The following is a 24,634-nucleotide window of genomic DNA, read 5'->3' as shown; positions in this document are numbered from 1 at the left end:
ACCACCGTGAACGGGTTCACGCTGACCGAGCGGGAGCGCGCCCTGCTCCCGACCGACGACGAGGTCCGGTTCTACGCCGAGCACGGCTGGTACCTGTCGAAGAAGCTGTTCTCCGACGACGAGGTCGACGAGCTGGCCGCGGCGGTCGACCGGTACTACGCGGGCGAGCGGAGCCGCAGGCTGCCGACGCGGCCGCCCCGGTTGGCCTACTGGGAGCCCGAGCACGGCGACGTCCAGCGCCACAACGACTACGCGCACCACGAGAGCGACCCGATCGCCAAGGCGCTGCTCAAGCCGCTGGTCGGCGCGGTGGCCGCGCGCCTGGCCGGTGCGGAGGAGATCCGGGTGTTCCAGTCGACCCTGATCTACAAGCCGCCGATCGCCGAGGAGCCGTCGAACGTCGTGCCCTGGCACTTCGACAAGCACTACTGGTCGTCGTCCTCGTCGGACCGGATGCTCACCGCGTTCATCCCGTTCCACGACTGCGACGAGGAGCTGGGCACCATCACGATGGTCGACGGCAGCCACCTCTGGGAGGAGGTCGGCTCGGACGACAGCGCCACGAGGCACTTCGCCGAGCGCGACCCCGACCACCTGGAGGACCTGCTCACGGCCAACGCCGAGCACAACGGCACCACGGTCGCCAAGATCCCGATGATCATACCCAAGGGGCACCTGAGCTTCCACCACTGCCGGACCTACCACGGCAGCGGGCCCAACCGCTCGAACCGGCCGCGCCGGGCCATCTCCCTGCACCTCCAGGACGGCGACAACGCCTACCGCGAGTTCCCCCTGTCAGACGGCGACCTCGCCTTCTACAACCACGACTCCCTCGTGCGGCGCACCCCGGACGGCAGGCCGGACTACGCCGACCCGGAGTTCTGCCCGACCGTGTGGCGGTCCTGACCGCCGTGGGGGCACACGCGCCGGACTCCGACATCGGCCTGTACCGCACGGTGCGGCTGATCCGCCGCTTCGAGGAGCGGGCGGTCGAACTCGTCCACTCCGGTGACGTCGTCGGCGGTATCCACCCGTACACGGGCCAGGAGGCCATCGCCGCCGGGGTGTGCGCGGCACTGCGCGTGGACGACATGATCACCAGCACCCACCGCGGGCACGGGCACGTGCTCGCCAAGGGCGCCGACCCCGCCCGGGTGCTCGCCGAGCTGGCCGGTCGCGCCACCGGGCTGAACAAGGGGCGCGGCGGGTCGATGCACGCCGCGGACTTCACGCTGGGCATCCTCGGCGCGAACGCGATCGTCGGCGCCAACGGCGCGATCACCGCGGGCGCGGCCTGGGCCGCCCGGCAGGACGGGGACGACCGGGTCGCGGTGAGCTTCTTCGGCGACGGCGCGGTCAACCAGGGCGTGCTGCTGGAGGCCATGAACCTGGCCGCCCTGTGGCGGCTGCCGGTGCTGTTCGTCTGCGAGAACAACGGCTACGCCACGACCCTGACCGTCGGCGACGCCGTCGCCGGTACGATCACCGGGCGTGGCGCGGCGTTCGGCATCCCGTCGGTGGCGGTGGACGGGATGGACCCGCGGACGGTGCTCGCCGCGGCCGGCGAGGCGGTGGACCGCGCCCGCGCGGGCGGCGGGCCGTCGCTGGTCGAGTGCCTGACCTACCGGTTCGACGCGCACCACACGTGGGAGCACAAGGCCCGGGTCCGCTACCGCGAGGACGACGAGGTCCGGAGCGGACGGGAGAGGGACCCGGTGGAGATCCAGGGCGCGCGGCTGGCCGGCGGTGAGCGGGAACGGGTGGACGCGGAGGTCGAGTCCGTCGTGGACGCGGCGGTCGCGTTCGCGCTCGACAGCCCGCACCCCGACCCCGCCGGCGCGCTCGACCACCTGTACGCCACCGGGATGCGGGCGCGTCCGGGCGGTGGTGGGTGATGCCGTGGCTGTCCTACCGGAAGGCGCTGAACCGCGCGCTGGGCGACGAACTGGCCCGCGATCCGGCGGTGTTCGTGCTGGGCGAGGACGTCCGGGTCGCGGTCTCCAACGTGACCGCGGGCCTGCTCAAGCGGTTCGGGCCGGACCGGGTGCTGGACACGCCGCTGTCGGAGCAGGCGTTCACGAGCTTCGCCACCGGGGCGGCGCTGGGCGGGCGGCGGCCGGTGATCGAGTTCCAGATCCCGGCGCTGCTGTACCTGGCGTTCGAGCAGATCGTCAACCAGGCGCACAAGTTCTCCCTGATGACCGGGGGTCAGGCCCGCGTGCCCGTGACGTACCTGGTGCCCGGCTCCGGGTCGAAGACGGGCTGGGCCGGGCAGCACTCCGACCACCCGTACGCCCTGTTCGTCCACGCCGGGGTGAAGACGGTGGTGCCGGCCACGCCCGAGGACGCCTACGGCCTGCTGACCACGGCGATCCGGGACGACGACCCGGTGGTGGTGTTCGCGCCGGCGGCGGCGCTCGACGTCCGGGTGGACCTCGACCACGACGGGCTGGCCCCGGTGCCGCTCGGCGTCGGCCGGGTCCACCGCGAGGGCGGGGACGTCACGGTCGTGGCGGTCGGGCACCTCGTGCACGACGCGGTGGCGGTCGCCGAGGAGCTGGCCGCCGACGTCTCGGTCGAGGTGTTCGACCCGCGCACGGTGTACCCCTTCGACTGGGACGGCCTGGCCGCCTCGCTGGCCAAGACCGGTCGGCTGGTCGTGGCCGACGACTCCAACCGCGCGTGCGGCCTCGCGGCCGAGGTCATCGCCACCGCGGCCGAGCGGTGCGACCTGACCGCGCCGCCCGTCAGGGTGACCAGGCCGGACGGCGCCGTGGTGCCGTTCGCCCCCGGGCTCGACCTCGCCGTGCAACCCGACCGCGCCCAGTTGACCGCCGCGATCCGGAAGGTGCTCGGACAGTGACGACGGAGGCCCCCATGCCGCTGGACCCGAGGCCCGGGGCGGTGCGCGAGGACGCGGCGCCCCCGCCGCTCTACACCCTCTCGGTCGAGGAGGCGCGGGCCGCCGACCTCGCCGCGATCCGGGCGGCGGCGGGTGCGGGCGAGCCGGTGCGCCACGTCACCGATCGGCACCTCCCCGGACCGGGCGGTGATCTGCCGATCCGGGTCTACCGCCCGGTGGACGAGGCGGGGCCCCTGCCCACGGTGGTCTACTTCTTCGGCGGCGGTTGGGCGCTGGGCGGCATCGAGACCTCCGACGAGATCTGCCGCGCCCTGGCCAACGCGGTGCCGTGCCAGGTGATCACCGTCGGCTACCGGCTGGCGCCCGAGCACAGGTTCCCGGCCGCCGTGGACGACTGCCGCGCGGCCGTCGCCTGGATCGCCGCGAACGCGGCCGAACTCGGCGTCGACCCCGACCGCCTCGCCGTGGCGGGCGACAGCGCCGGCGGCAACCTCGCGGCCGTGGTGACCCTCGATAGCGGCGGGCCCGCGCTGGCCGCCCAGGTGCTGGTCTACCCCAACACCGACCACCGCGGCGACACCGCGTCCATGCGCGAGAACGACGACCCGGCCGCGTTCAACCGCCGATCGGTCGCCTGGTACTGGGGGCACTACCTGGCGAGCCCGGACGACGGCCGCGACCCGCGGGCCTCACCCCTGCTCGCCGAGGACCTGACCGGCCTACCGCCGGCACTCGTCATCACCGCCGAGCACGATCCGCTGCGCGACGAGGGCGAGCAGTACGCCGAACGGCTGCGCGAGGCCGGTGTGCCCGTGGTCGCGACGCGGTATCCCGGGGTGGCGCACGGCTTCTTCGCCATGTCGGGCGTGGTGGACGCGGCTCGTGAGGCGCGGGCCGAGGTCGCGGCGTTCCTGCGCGCCCACCTCGGTCGGTGAGGTCCGGGCCGCGCGACGACACCGGGGACCGGGTCGCCGAGTCGGTGACCGGTGCCGTGCCGGGAGCAGCCACCGCCGGCGGAAACGCACGTGGCCACGAAGCGCGGGTGGAGCACTAGGCTTCGAGCCCGTGCGCATCCTCTTCTCCAGCCTCGGTTTGTACGGGCACACCTTCCCCCTGCTGCCGCTCGCCGTCGCCGCGCGGGAGCTCGGCCACGACGTGGACTACTTCACCGGCAAGGGGTTCAAGGACGTCCTGGCCGCACACGGCATCGAGCACGTCGAGGGCGGCATGTCGCCCCGCAAGGCGTTCGAGACCGCGATGGCGGGCGCCGCGCCCGGGACGCCGGGGGACGTCGACGTCGAGCGGGTCGCGTTCACGTTCGCCTCGGTGCTGCCGCGCAGCTTTGCCACCGGGCTCGCGCCGGTCCTCGCCGAGCGCAAGCCGGACCTGGTGGTGCACGAGTTCGGCAACCCGGGCGCGGGCCTGGCCGCGAAGGTCGCGGGCGTGCCCGCGCTGTGCCACTCGTACGGTCGGATGTGGCAGGAGCCCGACTTCGCCGAGCCCGCGCGCGACCACCTCACCGCCCTCGGCGCGGAGCTGGGCGTCGAGGTGCCCCGGACCGACTCCATGGCCCTGGGCCACCCGTACCTCGACATCTGCCCGCCCTCGGTGCAGAACCCGGCGTTCCTGGCCTCGTCGGCGCACCGCATACCGTTGCGGCCGGTGGTGTTCGCCGCACCGGGGGAGCTGCCGTCGTGGGTCGCGGAGCACCGGGAGCCCCTGGTGTACCTGACGTTGGGGACGGCGTTCAGCGAGGCGGCGCTGCTGCGCACCGCCGTCGACGGCCTGGCGGTGGTGGGCGCGAGGGTGCTCGTGTCGGGCGGGCGGAAGGTCGACCCGGCGGCGCTGGGGGAGGTGCCGGACAACGTCGTGGTGCTGCCGTGGGTGCCCCAGGCCGACCTGCTGCCCCACGTGGACCTCGTGGTCCACCACGGCGGCGCGGGCACCACGATGGGCACGTTCGGCGCGGGCGTGCCGCAGCTCGTCCTGCCGCAGGCGGTCGACCAGTTCAACAACGCCGAGGTGGTGACCGAGGCCGGGCTGGGCGACCACCTGCTGGCCGAGGACGCGACCGCCGAGGCGATCGCGACCAGGGCGCGGCGCCTGCTCGCCGACGAGGCCGTGCGCGCCGCGGCCCGCGCGATGGCCGCCGAGGTGGCCGCGATGCCGTCGCCGCGCGACGTGGCCCGCACGCTGCCCGACTACGCCTGAACGGCCACCGGGCCCCGCCGGACTTCCCCGGCCCGGTACGACCGTTCGCCGAGGTCGGGGATGGCGGCGCACCCGCGATCCAAACGCTTCGACACGCCGTGCCCGTCCCGCCGCCCTTGCCTCCGGCGCCACGGCACGTCACAGTGTTCTGGGAGCGCTCCCAAGAACGGCACGGCCCCGCGGGGTCGGACAGCGGTCCCGACAACCACCGGACCACCGCCGCGGTCCGACCGAACGGGTGGAGGCGTCTGTGCCAAGCAGTCGACAACGGCGAGGACCACGATCGTCCACGGCCATCGGGCTGTCGGCGGTCCTGGTCGCGACCACGGTCACGGCCCTGGCGGCGACGAGCGCCGCGGCGGCGACCGCCGGCCCCGGGCTGTCGGTGGACGTGTCCGCCGGCCGGCACGCGATCAGCCCCGACATCTACGGCCTCAACGGCGGCGATCCGGCGTTCAACGCCGAGATCGGCCAATCGGTGGCGCGCTGGGGCGGCAACGCCTCCAGCCGCTACAACTTCAAGAACCGCACCTACAACACCGGCAGTGACTGGTACTTCGAGAACATCGTCGCCGACGAGGCGAAATCCCTGGAGACGATGGTCGGGAGCAACCTGGACCGCGGCATCAAGCCCGTCGTCACCGTGCCCCTGGTCGGCTGGGTGGCCAAGGACTCCCCGTCGCAGCACCCGTTCGCCTGCGGGTTCCCCGCGACCCGGTTCCCGCGGCAGGACGGGTTCGACGAGTGGGACCCCCAGTGCGGCAACGGCCTGCTGAACGGGCAGGAACTCGCCGGTGTGCCCACCGACACCTCGATCCCGGCGGGCCCGGAGTTCGTGGGGGAGATGGTGTCGCACCTGGTGGCGGAGTTCGGCACGGCGGAACAGGGCGGCGTCCCGATCTACGAGCTCGACAACGAGCCGGTGCTGTGGGCGCACACGCACCGCGACGTGCACCCGGAACCGGTCTCGATGGACGAACTGGGCGACAAGGGCACCGCGACCGCCGCGGCGATCAAGGCCGCGGACCCCGGCGCCAAGACCCTCGGCCCGTCGGGCTGGGGGTACTGCGAGTGGGTGGCGTCCGGTGTGGACGGTTGCGGGCCGGGTCCCGACTCGGCCGCGCACGGGGGTCTCAACCTCTCCCAGTGGTACCTGAAGAACATGAAGGACTACAGCGACGCGCACGGCGGCACGCGCCACCTCGACTACTTCGACCAGCACTTCTACCCGCAGATCACCGGTGGTACCGATCCCGCGGCCAACGCCTGGCGGCTGCGGTCCACCCGGTCGCTGTGGGACCCGACCTACGTCGAGGAGTCGTGGATCGGCCCCGGCGGGGTCAACGCACCGCCGTTGCAGTTCATCCGCACGATGAAGTCCTGGGTCGACCGGTACTACCCCGGCACCAAGACCGCCATCACCGAGTACAACTGGGGCGCGCTGGACAACATCAACGGCGCGCTGGCGCAGGCCGACGTCCTGGGCATCTTCGGGCGCGAGGGCCTCGACCTGGCCACGATGTGGGGTGAGCCCAAGCCGACCGACCCGGGCGCGTACGCGTTCCGCGTGTACCGCGACTACGACGGCGCGGGCAGCCGGTTCGGCGACGTCAGCGTGTCGGCAACCTCCGGGGACCAGGACCGGCTGGCGGTCTACGCGGCGGAGCGCTCCTCCGACGAGGCGCTGACCGTGGTGGTCGTCAACAAGACCGCCGAGGACCTGACCTCGCCGCTGTCGGTGGCCGGGTTCGACAGCGCCGGCGCGGCCCGGCGGTTCACCTACAGCTCGGCGGACCTGGGCGCCATCGTGCGCGGCACCGACCTCCCGGTGACCGGGGACCGCGTCGAGGCGACGTACCCCGCGAACTCCATCACGCTGCTGGTCCTGGCCCCTGCCGGGTGCTCGGCGACCCTGCGCGTCGACGGCGACTGGGGCACCGGGCACGTCGCGACGGTCACCGTCACCAACAACCGCCGCACGGCCATCACCGGCTGGCGGGTCGGCTGGACGTGGCCCGCGGGCCGGCGGGTCACCACCTCGTGGAACACCACCCTGACGCAGGACGGCACCGCCGTGACGGCCGCGAACGCCAGGTGGAACGGCTCGATCAGGGCGGGCGGCACCACCACCTTCGGGTTCCACGCCACCGGGGGAGCGGCCTCACCGGCACTGGTCTGCGGCCCCACCTGAGCGAGCGCGGGTTCAGGGCGGGTCCGTTCTCCCGTCCTCGGTCGTGTCCGCCTGCCCGACCGGCGTCGGGTCGAGGTCGGCGAGTTGCCGGAGCACCCGCTCGGTGTCGGTGTCGCGGCCCTGGTCCCGGTACAGCGCCAGCGCTTCCCGCCACGCCTCGCGGGCCTGGTCGTGGTGGCCTAGGGCGGCGTGCGGGTGGCCGAGGCGGTCGAGGGTGTCGGCGGCCGCGGCCGTGTCGCCGAGGGTGCGGTAGAGGGCGACGGCCTCGCGGTAGTGGTGGACGGACCCGGTGTGGTGGCCGGTGCGGTGGTCGATGTACCCCAGGCTGTCCAGGGCGTTCGCCTGACCTTCCGGGTCGTGGTGACGTCGCTGGAGGTCGAGGGCGGCCCGGCAGTGGTCGCGGGCGGTGTCGTGGTCGCCCAGCGCCGCGGCGGCCCAGCCCGCCTGGTTGAGCGCGTCGCCCTCCAGCACCGGCCGGTCGAGGCCGCGGAGGAGGCGCAGGGCGCGCTGGGCGTGGTCCAGGGCCTGCCGGTAGTCCCCCCACAGCTCCCAGGCCCTGAAGAGCGCGTGCTCGGTGTAGGCCGCCTGGAGGGTGTCGTGGTGGCGCTCGGCCGTGGCCAGTGCCCGGTGCAGGTGCTCGACGGCTTCCTCGTGCTGCCCCAGTTCGAAGTGGGCGCGGCCGAGCAGCCGCAGGGCGAGGATGTGCTCGGTCCGGCCGGGCAGGTGGGCGGCGGCGTCCAGCGCGACCCGCCACACGGCCAGCGCGTCGTGGAAGTGCCCGCGCCGCCAGTGGAAGGTGGTCAGGGTCCAGGCCACGTGCAGCGCGGCCTGGTGGCGGTGCTCGCCGGCGGCGGTCCGCTGGGCGGCGACCAGGTGGGAGTGCCGGTCGTCCAGCCACGCCAGCGCGGCGGGCAGGTCGGGGAGCGGCTGGGCGCGGACCCCCGGTGCGGGCGGGTCGAGCCGGACCGGGTCGCGGGTGGGGTCCAGGAGGCGGTCGGCGGTGTGGGCGGTGTGCAGGTAGAAGTCGACCACCCGCGCCAGCGCGGCCCGGCGCACCGGTTCGGGCAGTTCGTCGCGGGCGGTGGTGGCGGCGTAGGCGCGGACCAGGTCGTGCATCGCGTAACGGCCGTGCGGGTGCCGGTCGAGCAGCGAGTGGTCCTCCAGGACGTGCAGGGCCTTGCGCGCCTCGGCCGGGGTCAGGCCGGTGAGGGAGGCGGCGGCGGGCAGGTCGATGTCCGGGCCGGGCGCGATCCCGAGCAGCATGAACACCGCGCGCTGCCGCGCGGTGAGGCGGTGCAGGGACCAGGACAGCACGGCGGGCAGACTGGCGGTGGGGTCGGTCTCGTGGTCGAGCATCTCCAGGCCGACTTCGCGCAGCTCCGCGGCCAGCTCGGTCAGGGGGAGCCGGGGACGGGTGGCGGCGTGCCGCGCGGTGATCGCCAGGGCCAGGGGGTGCCGACCGCACAGCCCGACCAGCTCGTCGACGGCGCCGGGTTCGGCGTCGGTGCGGTTCCGGCCCAGGCGTGCGGCCAGCAGGGCGCGGGATTCGACCGGGGTGAGCACGCCCAGGGGCAGGTGGTGCGCACCGTGCCGGTCGATCAACGACGGCAGGCTGGTGCGGCTGGTGACCAGCACGGTGCAGGTGGGGCTGGCGGGGAGCAGCGGGACGACCTGGTCGGCGGTGGCGGCGTTGTCCAACAGCACCAGCACCCGTCGCCCGGCCACCAGGCCGCGGTACAGGGCGCCGGGGTCGGATCGGCCCCTGTCGGGGGTCACGCCCAGGGCGGTGAGGAAGTCGCGCAGCGCGTCGGCCGGGTCGGTCGGGTTCCCGGTGGGGCTGAACCCGCGCAGGTCCACGAACAGCTGCCCGTCGGGGAACCGGTGCAGGTTGCGGTGCGCCCACGCCAGCGCGAGCCAGGTCTTGCCGATCCCGCCCACGCCGCCGACCGCCGAGATCGCCACCGTCGCGGTCGCCGGGTCCCCTGACGCGTCGGTCCCGTCGCCCGGTGCCGCGAGCAGGGCGCGGTCGAGTTCGGCCAGGTCGGGGACGCGGCCGGTGAACGGCGCGGGCGCGGCGGGCAGTTGGCGGGGCACCACCGGTGACCGGTCCGCTCCGGGAACGGCCAGATCGGGGTCCGCGGCCAGGATCTGCTGGTGGAGTCGTCGCAGGTCCGACCCGGGATCGGTGCCCAGTTCCTCGGCCAGGCCGGCGCGCAGTCGCCGGTACCGCTCCAGGGCCTCGGCCTGGCGACCGGCGCGGTAGAGGGCGAGCACGAGCTGGGCGGCCACGTGCTCGTTCAGCGGGTGCGCGGTGGCGCGGTCGGTCAGTTCGGGCAGCAGCGCGGAGTGCCGCCCGAGCCGCAGCGCCAGGTCCAGGCGGTCGGTGTCGGCGGCGAACCGCTCCCGCTCCAGCCCGTGGCGCACCGCGGTGGCCCACGGTGTGTCCAGCCCGAGCAGCGCCTCGCCGTGCCACAGCCCCGAAGCGCGCTCGGCCAGTTCCAGCGCGCGGACGTGGTCGGTCTCGGCGCGCGCTCGGGCGACCAGTCGGCGGAACCGGTGCACGTCCACCGCGTCGTCCTCGACAACCAGTTCGTACCCGCTCGACCGGTGCACGATGGCGGCCTGGCGGGTGGCCCGCAGTGCCCGGCGAAGGCGCGACAGGTAGCCGTAGAGCGTGTTCCGGCCGCCGGGCGGGATCCGGTCGCCCCAGGCCCGGTCGAGCAGTTGGTCCGCCGACACCCACTGGTTGGCCTCGATCAGCAGCACCGCCAGCACGCACCGCTGGCGGGCGTGACCCAGGTCGAGCGCTCGCCCGCCGAGCCTGGCCTGCACCGGACCCAGCACGCGGAACTCCACCGCCACCGCGGACCCCCTCGCCGGACCGGTACCCCGTCGTTGCCGGTCTAGCAGGGACGTTCGGCGGTTGCAGGTTTACCGCAGGTTTTCGTTCGTTCGGCCGAGCAGGGTGGTGGACGCGGCGGGACCGGAACGGACTGTTCCCCTGCTACCCCGGCACCACCAACCCCTTGAGGAGTTACGTGAACAGGATCGCGCGAAGACGCGTCGCGGTGGTGGCGTGCGCCGTGCTCGTCGGTACACCGGTGCCGGCCACGGCCGAGCCGCTCGTGGGGCCGTCGGCGGCTCCGGCGGTCGGCGTCCCCCCGGCCGACATGATGTCGGCTCTGCAACGCGACCTGGACCTCACCGCCGATGAGGTCCGGGCCCGGCTGGCCAGGGAGGACGCCGCCGCCCGCGTCGAGCAGCAGGTGCGCGCCGAACTCGGCGCCGGCTTCGGCGGCGCCTGGCTGACCGCCCGCGACCAGCGGTTGGTCGTGGCCACCACCGACGCCGGCGCGGCCGACCGGGTCCGCGCACTGGGCGCCCAGCCCCGGCTGGTGGCGCGCGGTGCGCGGCAACTGGACACCGCCAAGGCCCGGCTGGACCTGGGCGAGGCGCCGGCCGGCGTCACCGGCTGGTACATCGACGTCACCACCAACACCGTGGTCGTGCTGGCGGCGGCGTCGGCCGCGGGCGCCGCCGCCGGCTTCGTGGCCCGCAGCGGCGCCGACCCCGGGGCGGTCCGCGTCCAGGCGTCCACCGAACAGCCGCGACCGCTCCACGACCTGCGCGGCGGCGACGCCTACTACCCCGGCAGCACCCGGTGCTCGATCGGGTTCTCCGTCACCGGCGGGTTCGTCACCGCCGGGCACTGCGGCGGCGTGGGCACCACCACCGCCGGCGTCAACGGGGTCGCCCAGGGCACCGTGGCCGGTTCCACCTTCCCCGGCGTCGACCACGGCTGGGTGGCGGTCAACGCCAACTGGACCCCCACCCCGCAGGTCAACGCCTCGGGCGGCACGCCCGTCGAGGGTTCGCAGGAGGCGGTCGTGGGCGCCTCGGTGTGCCGGTCCGGGTCCACCACCGGCACGCGCTGCGGCACCATCCAGGCCAAGGACGCCACCGTCAACTACGTCGAGGGGACGGTGCGGGGTCTGACCCGCACGAACGCCTGCGCCGAAGGTGGCGACTCCGGCGGGTCCTGGCTGTCCGGGTTGCAGGCCCAGGGCGTCACCTCCGGCGGTTCCGGCAACTGCACCAACGGCGGGACCACCTACTTCCAGCCGCTGCCGCCCATCCTGGCCGCCTACGGCTTGACGCTGACCGTCGCCAACGCGGCTCCGCACACCGTCATCCGGTCCGTGACGTCCCAGGGCCAGGCCGGCACCCGCGAGGCCGCGATCGGCAACGGCATCGCGGCCAACAGGGTCGCGCTCCGCGCCGCCGGCATCAACTGCAACCCCTACGACTCATCGACTTCCACGCACGTGTGGACCGCTCCGGACGGCTCTTGGCGCGTCTACGACGTGACCACCAAGGGCTACTGCACCAACTGACCCACAGGAGGATCGCGTGTTGGCAAGAAGGAAAGCGCTACCCACCCTGGTCTTCGCGGTGGCCGCGCTGCTGTCGGCGCCGGGCACCGCCCTGGCCGCCGAGGCCCCGGCGGCATCGGCGGACCAGCTCGCGGCGGCGGTCACCCGGATCGTCGGCAACGAGCACAGCGCCGCCGATCTCGCACTGGTGAAGACCCGGCCCGAACTCGCGCGCCACGTACCGGTGCCGGACGGGCTCACGATCTCCGTCAAAGCCGACGGTTACGCGTTGGCGCGGGACAAGGGGGCGTCGGCCGCCGCGGGTGGCGCGACGCTCCTGGCCGAGAACTGCGCCGGCTCCATCGACGTCGGCCTCCAGCAGAGGTCGATGCTCGGGAACGTCATCTGGCAGTACATACACCACGTCGAGGCGTGCAGCGACAACGTCAACGTCACCCGGTTCCTCGTGCGCCGCGACATGGTGAGGACGGACGGCACCATCGAGATCCTGGAGCAGACGCAGAACGTGGTGGGCACCACGCCGGCCGCGTGGACCACGTCGATGTTCCAGCGGCACCTGAAGCAGTGCCTGCCCATCATCCCGTGCACCAACTGGTACCCGTGGATCCGGATCAAGCTGTACGCCGACCACACCTACACCCCCGAGGGGAGCATCACCACGTGACCGCACCGCGGTTGGTCGGACACCGGTGTCGGTGAGAGCGTCGTTCAGGACGTCCGAGCCGGGTTGACAGCGCAACAGCCCTGTCTGGGAGGGGTCGGTTCACCCTCACCGAAGCGACCACCACAGGACAGGGCTGTCGCGCCACCCACCGCGCCACCCACCGCGCCACCCACGGCGTCAGGCGACTGTGCCGGCTGTTGACCCGCGCGGGGAGCACACCTCCCGCCACATCCGGCAGCACGTCCGCTCCGGAGCACGCGCACGTAGACTTCCGGGGATGCGGATCGGCGAGCTGTCCAAGCGCACGGGCGTGAGTCCGCGCTCACTGCGGTACTACGAGGAGCAGGGCCTGCTGACCAGCTCACGCTCCGACGTCGGGCAGCGCCACTACCCCGATGCCGCGGTCCAGCGCGTGTCGCTCATCCGGCAGCTGTTCGACGCGGGTATGTCCAGCCGGGTGATCGCGACCGTGCTGCCGTGCGTGGACCTCCCCGATGACCTGGGCGTCGCCGACGAGACGTTCACGACGATGACGCGCGAGCGCGCCCGGATCGACGCCGACATCGCGCACCTGATCGAGACCCGGGACGCGCTCGACGTGCTGATCAGGGCCAACAGCCGGCACCGGGCGGAGCTGTCCGCGGTCCCGGAACCGGTGGCGCCGTCGGCCTGATGCTGTGACCCGCGCCTCAGCCGGTTGCCCCTGACACCGGTGTGAGCGGTGAGGATGGCCGCAGGGCCCGGAACCCCCGGGTCGGTCACCCAGGAGGCGGCGGAAGATGGGACAGGCGTGGGGTTTCCGCAGGTACGGCGGGCCCGAGGTGCAGGAGTTCTTCGACCGTCCCGATCCCGTCCCCGGTCGCGGCGAGGTGCTGATCCGGGTCGACGTCGCCGGTGTGAATCCCCTCGACCACCTCCTGCGCTCGGGTCTGGTCCCGGGGCTCGACGGCGGGCGTCCGTTTCCCCTCGTGCTGGGCATGGAGGCGGCGGGAACCGTTCTCGCCCTGGGCGAGGGCGTCGACGGGATCGAGGTGGGTGACGCGGTCTTCGGCTTCGCGCTCACCGGTGGCGGCACCTACGCCGAGACGACGGTGCTGTCCGCGCGGAACACCGCTCGCACCCCGGTGGGCCTGTCCGCGATCGTGGCGGCAACGCTGCCGGTGGCCGGGACGACCGCGGTGGACGCGCTCGACCAACTCGGCCTCCCGGCCGGTGCCGCGATCCTGGTCAACGGGGTCGGGGGAGGGGTCGGCCTCGCCGTCGCCCGGCTGGCCGTCGGGCGCGGGTTGCGGGTGATCGGCACCGGGAGCACCGCCAAGCGCGAGTCCGCCGAGGCCGTCGGGGCGCGGTTCGTCGACTACACCACCGGAGACGTCGCCGCCGCGGCACGCGAGCTGGTCCCGGACGGCTTCGACGGGATCGTCGACCTGGTCGGAGGCACCTCGCTGCGGACGGTCGCCCCCCTGGCCAGGGAGCCCCGCAACGTCATCGCCGTGGGTGACGTGTCCGTGCCCGATCTCGGTGGGCGTGTCGTCGAGCGTCGCCTCGACCGCGAGAACCTGGAGCGGTCCGCCCGGCTGGCCCTCGACGGGGTTCTCACACCGACGATCACCGCGGTCCACCCGCTCTCCGACGCCCCGGCCGCCCTCGCCACCGTCGAGAACGGTCACACCTCGGGCAAGGTCGTCATCGAGGTGGCATGAGGGGGCCCGGCCGCCCGACGCCGTCAACATCCACAAAAGACGGACGAGGGCTCGTGGTCAGGGCATCGCCAACTGGGCACGTTCACCTGTACGGGGCTGAGCACGTCCAGGCGTGCGCCGACACGTGTGGTGCCGTCAGCCGGCTCACCGCTCCTCGTCCCGGGCGCGGGGACGTGTCTCGCGTTGTGCGAGCCGTTCGTCCCTGTTCGCGGTCGTCTTGTCCAGCCGCCCCGACGACCTCACCGGCGGCGCGGCGGCGGCCACCCTGCCCGGCGGCCGGGCAGGGCGACCGCCGCGATGGCCGTCTACCCGACCTCTCCGACGCCGGGGCCTCACGGCACCCGCGGACATCGCCAGGAGCAGGAGCGGCCCGTTCGACGAGCAGCCCGCCGTCGGTGCTGTCACCGCGAGCGCCTACCGGGCTTTGGCGAACTCCCGCACGATGCGCTCGCAGAAGGCCGGCAGGTCGTCGGGCGACCGGCTCGTGGTGATGTTGCCGTCGGTGACGACCGGCTCGTCGACCACCTCGGCCCCGGCGTTGCGCAGGTCGGTGCGCACGCTCGGCCACGAGGTCAGCCGGCGTCCCCGCGCGACGTCGGCCTCGACGAAGTTCCACGGGCCGTGGCAGATCGAGGCGACCGGCTTGCCCGATCGGACGAAGTCCCGGACGAACCGCACGGCGGCGGGCTCCATCCGCAACTTGTCCGGGTTCACCGTCCCGCCCGGCAGGAGCAGCGCCTCGTAGTCGTCGACCGACACCTCGCCGACCAGGCGGTCCACCGTGAAGGTGCCGGCGTCCTCCAGGTCGTGGTCGCGCGCCTGGATCTCGCCGCCGGCGATGGAGACCACGACGGTGCGGGCCCCGGCGTCGTCCAGCGCTTGCCGCGGCTGCTCCAGCTCGACCCGCTCCACCCCGTCGGCGGCGAGGATGGCGATCCGGCGTCCGTTCAGCTCCCCGGCCACGTCAGGCACCCGCCATCGCGGGGTGCAGGACGACCTTCGTCCACCCGTCGTCGCGCTTGTCGAAGTGCTCGTACGCCTCCGGCGCACGGTCGAGGGGCAGTTCGTGGCTGACGATGAAGGACGGTTCGGCCTTGCCCGCGGCGATCAGGTCGCGCAGCCGCCGGTTGTACTTCTTCACCGGGGCCTGACCGCTGCCGATGTGCTGGCCCTTGAACCAGGACGTGCCGTAGTCGAAGGCGAGTTTGCCCTGCTTGGCCAGCTCGTCGCCGGCCCCGGGGTCCTGGGGCACGAAGACGCCGACGCTGCCGATCTTCCCGGTGAAGCGCACCGAGGCGACCAGCCGGTTCATCGTCAGGTTGGCCTGCTCCCGGCCGTCGGGCTCGTGCGCCTGGTAGCCGACGCACTCGCAGCCGTTGTCCGCGCCCAGCCCCATCGTCTCCTCCAGGACGGCCTGCACCGGGTCGACCCGCGAGTCGTCGATGGCGATCGCGCCGATCGATTCGGCCAGTCGCAGCCGGTCGGCGTGCCGGTCGACGACCATCACCTTGCTCGCCCCCCGGATGGTCGCCGAGAGGGCGGCCATCAGCCCGACCGGGCCCGCGCCGTAGACGACCGTCTGGTCGCCGGGCTGCACGCCGGCCATCTCGGTGGCGTGGTAGCCGGTCGGGAAGATGTCGGAGAGCATCACGTAGTCGGTCTGGCGCTCCTCGGCGTCCTCGCCCAACCGCAGGCAGTTGAAGTCGCCCCAGGGCACGCGCAACAGCTCGGCCTGTCCGCCGGCCCACGGGCCCATGTCGGCGAAGCCGTACGCGGCGCCGGCCACCTCCGGCTCGGGCTGGGCGGTCAGGCAGTAGTTCGTCAGCTGGCGCTCGCAGTTCTTGCAGTGCCCGCAGGAGATGTTGAACGGCAGGACGACCCAGTCGCCCACCCGGACCTTGTCGACGCCGTCGCCGACCTCGACCACCTGACCCAGGTTCTCGTGCCCGAACCAGCGTCCGGTCTCGAAGTCGGTCCGACCCTCGTACATGTGCAGGTCCGAACCGCAGATGTTCGCCGACGTGATCCGCACCAGCACGTCGGTCGGCCGCTCGACCCGCGCGTCCGGCACGTCCTTGACGCTGACCTGCCGCGGCCCCTCGTACACCACTGCCTTCACGGCTACCTCCTCGTCGCAGGTGGCCGCCTCCGTCCGGGCGGCCCCTCGCGAGCCGAATACCCTCGGAAAACCACCTGAACCAGCAGTCCACTGCGGATGGTGCCCCAACGGGTACCCACCGTCACGCTGTAGAAGAACCGAAAGAGTGATTCTCCGGCCCCGGTGGAATCGTCGGGCGTGGCGGTGGCCACCAATGTGGGTGGAACTCCCACCGGACACCGGTGCACGAACAGGGCACTTCGCGGACCCGGCTCCCACGGGTCGTTCGGGACGCGCCAAGGCGGTGACCCGCCCCCCGCCGTCGACGAACTACCGGTACTCGTCCCCGGACGGGTCCCGCGTGGCGCGGTCACCGTCCGCGGACCTGCGGTGTTCCCGCCGACGCCGGTTTCGTTCCTGGCGTTCCCGCTCGCGGCGGCCGTAGGTCGCGTTGCGGACGGCCTCCTCGTCTTCCAGGCTCGACCCGAGCGCACCGGCGACGATGCCGACCGAAGTGCACAGCCACACCAGCTTCAAGTACGAACCCGCACCGACCGGGTGGCCCAGGGTCTGGGCGAAGTAGCCGCTGTCGATCAGGACGACCGCCGCGAGCAGCGCGAGCACGAACAGGATCACGTACATGCACGCCACCCCGATGGCCAGCGTGGTGGCCGTGGAAATGTTGTACAGCACGGCTTTGCGCCGGTCGACCGTCTCGCGAGGACGGTCCCAGAGGTGGTTGTGCGCCGTCAACCACACCGTCATGACCAGGATGGTGACCACCGTGATCGCCGCCAGCCGCAGCGGGTGCAGCGCGTCCCCGAGCTTCCAGAACGAACTGGTGATGACGCCGTAGGCGGCGGTACCGGCCGCGGCCGCGGTGGCGCCCGCGAGGTGCGGGACGAGCCGCCACGGGCGGTTGTCCCGCACCATCCCCGCCAGCAGCCGCAGCCGGCCACGCAGGCCCGTCAGGGTGAGGTGCGTCGCGGACGACCCGGGTCCACCGGATGTCCGCCGCGCGTGAGCCGGCACGTCGCGCAACCGCGCCGCCGCCCCCTGGCCGTCGTGGTCCCCGTCGATCCCGAGCTGCCGCGACACCAGTTGCCGTACCACGTGGACCAGCAGTGCCCGTGTCCGGTGCCCCACCAGGACGGCACCGAGCGCGGGCAGTGAGATCATCGCGACCCCGTGTTCGACGTCGACCCCGGCGACGACGGGTTCCGTCCCCGCGCGCCGGGGCAGGTCGGTGACCAGGACCAGCAGGTCCCAGCCCCGATCCCGCCGGCGCTGCTCAGACAGGGCGCGCATCGGGATGTCACCGTCCTCGTCCAGCGGCAGCTGGTCCACCTCGTGCTCCACCCGCCACCGCGCCCGCCCGCTCACCCGGGCGGTGAAGGTGTCGGGCAGCTCGTCGGCGATCGTCGCGATCACCCGCTCGGGCAGCCCTTCATCGGCCAGCACTCCGACGACCACCTGTCGTGGTTCGCTCATGTGGTTCACCTCGCTGCCTCGTTTCGGCTGGACCCGGACGACCTCACGGCGCTCGGGCCGGCGGTGCTCCCGTCGGCGTTCGAGCGGGGAGGTGGGGCCGGATCTTCGACCACGACGAGCGCCGGGAGCACCGATGCGGCGGACCGGCGCTGCCGAACGACCACCCGCGTCCGGCCACCGCGCTCGCCGGACGCGGGTGGTCGTCGTTGCTGTCAGCTCCACGGATCCTCCTCCGCGCACGCCCCGCGCCGCCGGCCGCACCACGCCCAGGAGGGATCCGGCCAACCAGGCCGCCGGCGCCCCGCCCCTCCTCCTGCCGCCCTCGCCCTCCAACCAGGCTTGCCGGTTGGGTCGTGGGTGCTCCTCCGCACCCGGTCGCACACCGTCGGACGCCCCGGTGCACCGCGATCCGGGACGCGACCGGTGCGGACCGGCTACCCCTCGACGATCCCGCCAACCCAACGACCGGCCACCGCGTGCCCCCGTGAGCGTGGGCCGGTGGCTCCCCGACCGCTGCGACACCCTCGTCCGGACCGCGCCCGGATCCGACCTCGGGGCCCGCTGTGAACCAACGACGCCCACAGGTCCGGGCGGGCGGGTTGCTCGTCGCGCGGCTGCCGAGTCCCCCCAGCGGCTACAACCCGGCGATCACGTGCTTGAACCCCGCCAGGTGGAACGCCGAGGAGAGGTGGATCGACTCGTGGGGCAGTTGCGGCCCGCTGTACGCGGTCGAGCAGGCCGACAGGTACGCCAGTTCCGCCGACTCCATCCGCAGGCGGCTGATGCGGGCGGTGGTGAGGGGGTCGTGCAGGGCCAAGGCGCTGCGCGACGGGCTCCGCGCGTCCTGCACGGCGTGGCAGGCGAAGTGGCACCAGGTGCTCCGCCGCAGGCGGGTCAGCACCGCTTCGGTGGTGGCGCGGTGGTCGGCAACAGCGGCAGGTCCGGCCGGGCGGCGCGCAGGGCTGTCGCCGCAGCGCCGGTCCGCGTTCACCAGCACCGCGACACCACCTGCCACGGCCGCCCGCAGGTCCTCGTAGCGCATGTGCTCGGCCATCGTGTGCCCGACGACCCCGCGCTCGCGCATGACCCGGCCGACCCGTGATGAACCGGTGGCCGCGGATCAACGACCCGTCTCCTTGGCAAAATACGCGGCGGCTTTGCGGTCGAGCCGTTGTCGCCGGTGACGGAGGCGGTGAACGTGCCGGCGACGATCGCCGGGCTGCGTGACGGGAGGAGGTCGGCGCGGAGTGGCGCCGTCACCCTTCCGACGCCTGTGGTGGGTGGGTCGGGCTCGTTACCGTGGCCCGACCCACTACCGGAGGTGCCGTCATGAGCGCCAAGTCCCGCGCCGCGTTATTCGTGACGGTGTTGGCGGCGGTGGCGTGGTCGTTGGTGCCGGCCGCACCGGCGGTCGCGTCGGCCGGCATCACCATCACCGGCCTCTCGGTCGAAACCTTCCCCGACGCGGCGAACGCGGTGTGGGTCGACGGCACCGCCACCTGCTCCACCACCACCGGTACCGCCACCGTCTTCGTGAGGGTCTCCCAGACCTTCGTGAATTCCCGCGTCTGGGGGATCGGGGGCACCAGTGTGTCGTGCGCGGACCAGCCCGCGCACTGGTCGGCGTACGTGACGGTGTTCGGCACCTGCACCTTTCCCGGCGGCCTCGGGTGCTTCCAACCCGACTCGATCGCCAACGCGGAGGCGCGGCTGACCAGGAACGGCGTGCAGGAGGCGATCCACAACGGCGAGTTCGCGACCTGACCCCCACGGCACGTGCAGCAGCCTGCGGCTTCCCACCGGCTACCCGTCGACCCACCACGCAACGCGTCGATAACTGCTCGGCAAGGCCCGACAAGGGCGACGGGTCGTCCTCGGCGGTCACCGCCGACGGTGCCAGGGCCAACGGGTGGCGTTCACGGGTGAGCGCCTGCACGGCCGTGGCGACCTCCCCGATGCCGGCCTTGACGTAGCCGCGGGTGACGCCGTGCTGGTCGGACTTCGGCGCCGCGTACCCGGCATAGACCTGCGACACCGCGTAGTCGAAGTTTGCGCCCCACCCAGGTCAGCGTGGTGTGCCGCAGCCAGTGCGCGCTGATGCCCAGCACCCGCACGCTCCCCACGTACCTGCCCACCCAGCCCCACAGCTTCTCGTCCCGCTTCTTGGTCAACGAATCGCCGTTGCGAAACCGCAACACCCGGCTGTCCTCGTCCCACGCCCCCGCTCGTGAGCGTGATGGGCCAGGTACTCCATGTGGAACCGCAGGATCAGCGCGTCCAGCGCCCGGTCGTTGCCCGTGCTGCGCGCCGCGGTGAGGATCTCCGCGACCAGTTGCGGGCTCAGCCCGTGCCGCGTGGAGTCGGCCTTGTCCGGCTTGGACACCCGGTCCATCACGTTCCGCCGCACACCGATCAGCTCATGGTTGACCGCGTACCGGAACACCGCGCCCAACGCGTGGTAGGCGTGCAAGGCGCCGCCGTTGCCGCCGTTGCCCGACTCCCGCCGCACAGACACCGCCGCGCACAGGCCGGGCCCGGCCCGACACCGACGGCACGACCGGGGACGACTCAGACGAAGCGGCGGAGGAGGACGAGACGACAACGGGCGGACGCTCGCCCGGCGGATGTGCGTCGGGTGCCCGCGTCCCACCCGAGCACCGCGAACAGCGTCCGGTCGGAGATCCGACCCTTGTCGTCGAACACCGCCACGGCGTAGCGCCGCAGGTGTCGGGTGCGCACCAGCGGAAGACCACCCGGATCAGGGGCCGGCGTTCGCCGCGGGTCCAATTTCCGTGGGCCGAGGAAACGGTCGTCGCCGAATTCGCCGGCATCGGAACCGCTGGTTGACGCACCTCAAGCCCCCGGCCGCAGACTGCGATCGGGGGCTCCGTGTGCCATCATCATGTGGTGGGCTAGAGCCCACCTTTACGTGTCCGAGGGGGGACTTGAACCCCCACCCCCTTTCGGGGACTAGCACCTCAAGCTAGCGCGTCTGCCATTCCGCCACCCGGACCCCTCGGCTCTCGCCGTGGTGTGTGCATAGATTACATGATCGTTCCTGGTCGCCAAAATCGGGGTGCCGGACGCCGCGCTTGGCGGTTGAAGGTGCTGGTAGCGGCGTTGTCGTGACGCATCGTGGCAGGGTGTTGACGCTGTGCTGTGAGGGGCTGTCGGTCCGCCGGGTGGTCCGGGTGGGGCCGCGTTGCGATCCGGCGGGCGGGGCGTCGCGGTGGGGCTGGGGCGTCCGCACGGGAGATTCGTGGCCGAAGGCGCGGCCCCGGTTGCACGCCCGGCGCTCTCATGCGCGCCTCGCTATAGGGATCGAGTATCGGTCGCGACCCGACCGCGGTACCCGCGCTCTTGCGCTGGGGTCACCGGGCGAGCACGGTGGGTGCGTGCGGGACGGCGAGCTGGGTTGTGCTTCGGCCGGTGGGTGGTGTTGGCCGGTTGGGGTGCGGCGCGTCCTGTTGGGTCACCCGGTGGAGTGTCATCCATGTGGTGATGGGATGTCGCTGGGTGCGCCTGGTCCACCTGGCCGCCTCCCCAGGGCTGTCTGCTTACTAATCTAAAGTAAAGCAAACCTGGCCGGAAGGGGAGTGCGGTGCGCGGGAGCCTTCGGTGGGGGATCTTGTCGGTGGTCGTGCCCGCCTCGGTGGTGGCACTGGGTGGCGTTGCTTCCGCACAGCACCACGATGTTGAGCCGGTCGGGGCTTCTTCGTTGGGTGGGGTGTGGTTGCGGCTACTGATCGTGGTTGCGCTCGTGGTGGTGGCCGGGGCCTCGCTGCTGCGCCCGTTCACCGAAGGTCTCGGGGGGCGTGCTCGGGCCGTGGTGGTGGGGGCCGCGGCGGTGGCGGTGGTGGGGGAGTTGGCCCTGGTGCCCGTTCGGGTGGAGCGGCTTGACCCGAACGAGGTGGTGGTGCCTGTGGTGCTAATGACCGGTGCGCTGGCCGTCCTCCCTGTGCTTGCCTGGTCAGGCGGTCGATCGCGCGGGTGGATGCCCGCCGTGGTCGGGGTCGGTGCGCTGGTCGTCGGCACGGATGTGGCGGCGGTGGGCGAGCTGGTGGCGGGCGAGTGGAGCGGGGGTGAGCTGAGGGCCAGTGCCCTGGCCTGGGTCGCGGCCCTGGCCTGGCTCACCCTGAGCACGCCGGTCTGGCGTGGGGTGTCCCGGGTGGTCGGGGTCGTCGCGTTCGCGGTGGCGGTCGCGGTGGTCGCGGCCGTGCCCGGGTTCGTCGCCGCCGGGGAGCACACCACCACCTCCGCGCGGGGGGTTGGGTGGTCCTGTGTGGAGGGAGGGGGTCTTGATGACGGACAGTTACTTGTCAACGGGATTGGCTCCGAGTCGGTTAACGAGTACCATTGACAAAGCACTAGCGAGTGGCGGTCTGGGGACGTACCACCGCAGGTTGTGCGCCTGCGGCCTTGACAGAGGTGTGCTGCTCGCTGCTACAACAGATAGCAGCCGAATCGACGTCACTGGGCCGGCACGAAAGTAGATCCTGGGGGGTGGTGGTCATCCGAACCTGCCCTCCGGTCTGGTCCCACGAGCTGGCCTCGTTCATCGCCGGCATGCCGAAGGCGGAGTTGCACGTCCACCTGGAGGGTTCCCTGCGTCCCGGCACGCTGCTCGACCTCGACCGCCGCAACGGCGGCCGGTTCACCGGCCTGGACGAGCAGTGGCTCGCCGAGCGCTTCCGGTTCCGGGACTTCCGCCACTTCGCCGACCTCTACTCGACCTGCACCGATGTGTTCCGGGGGCCCGAGGACTTCGCTCGGGCGGTCACCGAACTCGCCGCCGACCTGGCCACGCAGGGCGTGGTGTACGTCGAGGCGACGTGTTCGGCGATCACGCACCACCGCGACCGGGGCATCCCGTTCGACGAGGTGGTCGACGGGCTGTGGGCGGGAGCGGAGAGGGCGCTGCGCGACAGCGGTGTCGTGGTGAGGTTCGTGCTCGACCACGTGCGGGACCTCTCCGTCGAGGACTGCCTGCGCACGGCCGAGTGGTGCGTGCTGGGGCGGGGGCGCGGTGTGGTCGCCCTCGGTATCGGTGGTTACGAGCCCGGTCGGCCCGCCTCGCTGTTCGCGGAGGCGGTGCGCTGGGCGACGGCGCGGGGCGTGCCGTTCGTGCCCCACGCCGGTGAGGCGGTCGGCGCGGACGGGGTTCGCGACGCGCTGGCGTTCGACCCGCCGCGACTGGGTCACGGGTTCCGCGCCGCCGACGACCCGTCGGTGGTGGACGACCTGCTCGACCGCGGTGTCGTGCTGGAGCTGTGCCCGACGAGCAACCTGCGCACGGGGGTGGTGGCGGACCTCGCGGAGCACCCGGTCCGCCGGCTCCTGGCCCGCGGGGTGCCCGTCGTGCTCGGCACCGACGACCCGCTGCTGTTCGGCTCCACGGTGCTGGGCGAGTACCAGCTGGCCGCGACCGACCTCGGCTTCAGCGTGCGCGACCTGGTGGCCGCCGCACGCGAGTCCTTACGGTCGGCGCTGGTGGAGCCCGCCGTGCGCGACGCGCTCGTCGCCGCGCACGACCGCTACGCCGCCGACGTGGCCACGGCCACGCCCGACGACTCGTAGCACTCGCTGGTTCGCGGCGCCGCCACCGCGGCGGCTGCCCCTGCCCGGTGCGATCGGATCGCCGCGCCGGCCGCGGAACAACGTCATAACAAAAAATTAACCGGCAGGCGACGCCTGTCTGGTCGACCTGCCACGCCTGCTATTGGCGAGGGCATTTTTTGGATGTTCCGCCGAATGCTCGCGCAGCGTCCCCAAAATGGTAGAGCAGGGGTCGCGCGGGGGTCATCGCTGCTGCCTGGGCAACGTTCGGAAGATCCTTCCGGTAGATCGGTCAAGATGGCCGGTACGTGCGTTCCACAACCATGCACGGCATCCGTGTGAATTTGTCACTTTGTCTTGATGCGCCGCTGAACCGCTGGTAGACAGGGTTGTCGAGTCCTGCTGGCGGCTCGACGAGGTCGGTCGCCCGGGCGGTACGAGCTTTCCTGGGATGGGTGTGGTAGAGGTGAGGAAATTCAACGGGAGTTCAGCTCCGGTTTTTCTGTCAAGATTTCGTTCGCCGCTCACGATCCCGCTTGCCACGGCTGATTTCGTGGTCCGCGGGTTCCGCGCCGACCGGCCGGAGGCGCGGTCCGTGCTCGAAGAGCACGCGAGATTCTTCCTCACCGGCTTCAACCTCGCGACGGCGCACTGGAGGGCGCCGCACGAGAGGTTGCACGCCGAGGTGCCCGACAGCGAGCGCGGGTTCGCCTACGAGGGCGCCGGCATGTTCGCCGGCCTGCTCGACCTCGCCACGGCCGGCCGCGCGGGCGCGCTGCGGCGGCTGCTGACGGGGCCGGGCGACAGCTACACGCACCTGATCCACGTCGGCGCGGGCTGGCTGGCCTCGCCGATGAAGGTGACCGTCGTGCCGCGGCTGCCGTCCACGCCGCTGCTGCGGTGGCTGGCCATCGACGGCGCCGGGTTCGGCGAGGTCTACTTCGGCGGCCTGCGGGCCCTGCTCCAGCGCTCCCGGCGCACGCCCGGACCGCAGTGGGAGGCCCGGCTGGCGGGCTGCGGACGAGCCCTGTGGTTCGCCGAGTCCGCCGACGCCGCCGGGGTGACCGACGTGATCGCCCGGGCCGCCACCCCGGCCCGCCCCCACCTGTGGGCGGGCGTCGGCCTGGCCGTCACCTACGCCGGCGCCGCCGACGACGCGACCTTCGACGCGCTGGAGGAGGCGACGGGGCCGTACTTCGTCCACTTCGCCCAGGGCGTGGTGTTCGGCGCCGCGGCCCGGCAGCGCTCCGGCATCGTGCCGCCGCACACCGAGCGCTCGGCGAAGCGCTTCCTCGGCGTCGACGCGGCCGAGACCGCCGAGTGGAGCGACAGGGCCGCGCAGGGCCTGCTCGACTCCAACGACATCCACTCCTACCTCCAGTGGAAGTCCAGGCTCCGCGCGCACATCGCCGCACATCGCTGATCACGACCGGGAGAGTGCGATTTACATGCGCATCAACGCA

The 24,634-nt window shown here is 72.8% G+C and carries 21 protein-coding genes and 1 tRNA gene; 14 read left to right on the top strand and 8 right to left on the bottom strand.

Translation table 11 applies throughout. From position 1 onward, the window contains the following. The first annotated feature begins 6 nt into the window (after positions 1-6). The 6 genes from ACFP3R_RS12300 (at position 7) to ACFP3R_RS12275 (ending at position 7,265) form a co-directional block, all read left to right on the top strand. Entirely contained in the window at positions 7-906 is a 900-nt protein-coding gene (locus tag ACFP3R_RS12300; RefSeq protein ID WP_380635659.1) for a phytanoyl-CoA dioxygenase family protein, read from the top strand. Continuing rightward, positions 894-1,895 (top strand): thiamine pyrophosphate-dependent dehydrogenase E1 component subunit alpha, encoded by a 1,002-nt coding sequence (locus tag ACFP3R_RS12295; RefSeq protein ID WP_380635657.1) that lies wholly within the window; start codon positions 894-896, stop codon positions 1,893-1,895. Before ACFP3R_RS12300 ends, ACFP3R_RS12295 begins: the two co-directional genes overlap by 13 nt. Then, positions 1,895-2,863: an alpha-ketoacid dehydrogenase subunit beta gene (locus tag ACFP3R_RS12290; RefSeq protein WP_380635655.1), complete on the top strand. Its 969-nt coding sequence runs from the start codon at positions 1,895-1,897 to the stop codon at positions 2,861-2,863. The genes ACFP3R_RS12295 and ACFP3R_RS12290 overlap by 1 nt, the downstream gene beginning before the upstream one ends. Next, positions 2,860-3,798: an alpha/beta hydrolase gene (locus ACFP3R_RS12285; protein ID WP_380635654.1), complete on the top strand. Its 939-nt coding sequence runs from the start codon at positions 2,860-2,862 to the stop codon at positions 3,796-3,798. The genes ACFP3R_RS12290 and ACFP3R_RS12285 overlap by 4 nt, the downstream gene beginning before the upstream one ends. 130 nt (positions 3,799-3,928) lie before the next feature. Continuing rightward, the gene (locus tag ACFP3R_RS12280; protein WP_380635652.1) at positions 3,929-5,074 is read left to right on the top strand and encodes a glycosyltransferase; all 1,146 of its coding nucleotides are present in this window, start codon (positions 3,929-3,931) and stop codon (positions 5,072-5,074) included. 250 nt (positions 5,075-5,324) lie between these two features. Further along, positions 5,325-7,265 (top strand): glycoside hydrolase family 44 protein, encoded by a 1,941-nt coding sequence (locus ACFP3R_RS12275; protein ID WP_380635650.1) that lies wholly within the window; start codon positions 5,325-5,327, stop codon positions 7,263-7,265. A 12-nt stretch (positions 7,266-7,277) separates the two neighbouring features. On the opposite strand, the gene ACFP3R_RS12270 is transcribed toward ACFP3R_RS12275, so the two are convergent. Further along, positions 7,278-10,127 (bottom strand): AfsR/SARP family transcriptional regulator, encoded by a 2,850-nt coding sequence (locus tag ACFP3R_RS12270; protein WP_380635648.1) that lies wholly within the window; start codon positions 10,125-10,127, stop codon positions 7,278-7,280. A gap of 176 nt (positions 10,128-10,303) precedes the next feature. Between ACFP3R_RS12270 and ACFP3R_RS12265 the strand changes: the two genes are divergently transcribed. The 4 genes from ACFP3R_RS12265 (at position 10,304) to ACFP3R_RS12250 (ending at position 14,026) form a co-directional block, all read left to right on the top strand. Further along, a complete protein-coding gene (locus ACFP3R_RS12265) occupies positions 10,304-11,659 on the top strand; it encodes a S1 family peptidase (protein ID WP_380635646.1) in 1,356 nt (451 codons plus the stop codon). A 19-nt stretch (positions 11,660-11,678) separates the two neighbouring features. Continuing rightward, on the top strand, positions 11,679-12,323 hold the full coding sequence (locus tag ACFP3R_RS12260; RefSeq protein WP_380635644.1) for a hypothetical protein: 645 nt from the start codon (positions 11,679-11,681) through the stop codon (positions 12,321-12,323). A 277-nt stretch (positions 12,324-12,600) separates the two neighbouring features. Beyond that, entirely contained in the window at positions 12,601-12,996 is a 396-nt protein-coding gene (locus ACFP3R_RS12255; protein WP_380635643.1) for a MerR family transcriptional regulator, read from the top strand. 106 nt (positions 12,997-13,102) lie between these two features. Then, on the top strand, positions 13,103-14,026 hold the full coding sequence (locus ACFP3R_RS12250) for an NADP-dependent oxidoreductase (protein ID WP_380635641.1): 924 nt from the start codon (positions 13,103-13,105) through the stop codon (positions 14,024-14,026). 414 nt (positions 14,027-14,440) lie between these two features. On the opposite strand, the gene ACFP3R_RS12245 is transcribed toward ACFP3R_RS12250, so the two are convergent. The 4 genes from ACFP3R_RS12245 to ACFP3R_RS12230 all read right to left on the bottom strand — a co-directional run bounded on the left by ACFP3R_RS12245 (position 14,441) and on the right by ACFP3R_RS12230 (position 18,699). Further along, positions 14,441-14,989, bottom strand: coding sequence for a type 1 glutamine amidotransferase domain-containing protein (locus ACFP3R_RS12245; RefSeq protein WP_380635640.1), 549 nt, complete (start codon positions 14,987-14,989; stop codon positions 14,441-14,443). Between the two features lies 1 nt (position 14,990). Next, on the bottom strand, positions 14,991-16,145 hold the full coding sequence (locus ACFP3R_RS12240) for a glutathione-independent formaldehyde dehydrogenase (protein ID WP_380635639.1): 1,155 nt from the start codon (positions 16,143-16,145) through the stop codon (positions 14,991-14,993). Between the two features lie 309 nt (positions 16,146-16,454). Next, on the bottom strand, positions 16,455-17,615 hold the full coding sequence (locus ACFP3R_RS12235; protein ID WP_380635637.1) for a hypothetical protein: 1,161 nt from the start codon (positions 17,613-17,615) through the stop codon (positions 16,455-16,457). 634 nt (positions 17,616-18,249) lie between these two features. Next, the gene (locus ACFP3R_RS12230; RefSeq protein WP_380635635.1) at positions 18,250-18,699 is read right to left on the bottom strand and encodes a CHAT domain-containing protein; all 450 of its coding nucleotides are present in this window, start codon (positions 18,697-18,699) and stop codon (positions 18,250-18,252) included. A gap of 245 nt (positions 18,700-18,944) precedes the next feature. On the opposite strand from ACFP3R_RS12230, the gene ACFP3R_RS12225 reads away from it, so the two are divergent. Further along, positions 18,945-19,379: a hypothetical protein gene (locus tag ACFP3R_RS12225; RefSeq protein WP_380635634.1), complete on the top strand. Its 435-nt coding sequence runs from the start codon at positions 18,945-18,947 to the stop codon at positions 19,377-19,379. A gap of 403 nt (positions 19,380-19,782) precedes the next feature. On the opposite strand, the gene ACFP3R_RS12220 is transcribed toward ACFP3R_RS12225, so the two are convergent. The 3 genes from ACFP3R_RS12220 to ACFP3R_RS12210 form a co-directional block, all read right to left on the bottom strand. Further along, positions 19,783-20,130: a hypothetical protein gene (locus tag ACFP3R_RS12220; protein ID WP_380635633.1), complete on the bottom strand. Its 348-nt coding sequence runs from the start codon at positions 20,128-20,130 to the stop codon at positions 19,783-19,785. 53 nt (positions 20,131-20,183) lie between these two features. Continuing rightward, positions 20,184-20,354: a hypothetical protein gene (locus tag ACFP3R_RS12215; RefSeq protein WP_380635632.1), complete on the bottom strand. Its 171-nt coding sequence runs from the start codon at positions 20,352-20,354 to the stop codon at positions 20,184-20,186. A 191-nt stretch (positions 20,355-20,545) separates the two neighbouring features. Then, positions 20,546-20,628: transfer RNA gene (locus ACFP3R_RS12210), tRNA-Leu, on the bottom strand. Positions 20,629-21,249: 621 nt separating this feature from the next. Between ACFP3R_RS12210 and ACFP3R_RS12205 the strand changes: the two genes are divergently transcribed. The 3 genes from ACFP3R_RS12205 (at position 21,250) to ACFP3R_RS12195 (ending at position 24,594) form a co-directional block, all read left to right on the top strand. Further along, positions 21,250-21,975: a DUF6239 family natural product biosynthesis protein gene (locus tag ACFP3R_RS12205; RefSeq protein WP_380635630.1), complete on the top strand. Its 726-nt coding sequence runs from the start codon at positions 21,250-21,252 to the stop codon at positions 21,973-21,975. 143 nt (positions 21,976-22,118) lie between these two features. Continuing rightward, positions 22,119-23,192, top strand: a complete 1,074-nt coding sequence (add, locus tag ACFP3R_RS12200; protein WP_380635628.1) for an adenosine deaminase — start codon at positions 22,119-22,121, stop codon at positions 23,190-23,192. A 430-nt stretch (positions 23,193-23,622) separates the two neighbouring features. Then, positions 23,623-24,594 carry a DUF1702 family protein gene (locus ACFP3R_RS12195; protein WP_380635626.1) on the top strand — a complete coding sequence of 324 codons (972 nt, stop codon included), beginning with the start codon at positions 23,623-23,625 and terminating at the stop codon, positions 24,592-24,594. Positions 24,595-24,634 lie beyond the last annotated feature (40 nt).

This window comes from Saccharothrix lopnurensis, assembly GCF_042658445.1.
GTDB lineage: Bacteria > Actinomycetota > Actinomycetes > Mycobacteriales > Pseudonocardiaceae > Actinosynnema > Actinosynnema lopnurensis.
The sequence above is the reverse complement of the archived record's forward strand: the minus strand, read 5'-3'. Positions and strand labels throughout refer to the sequence as shown.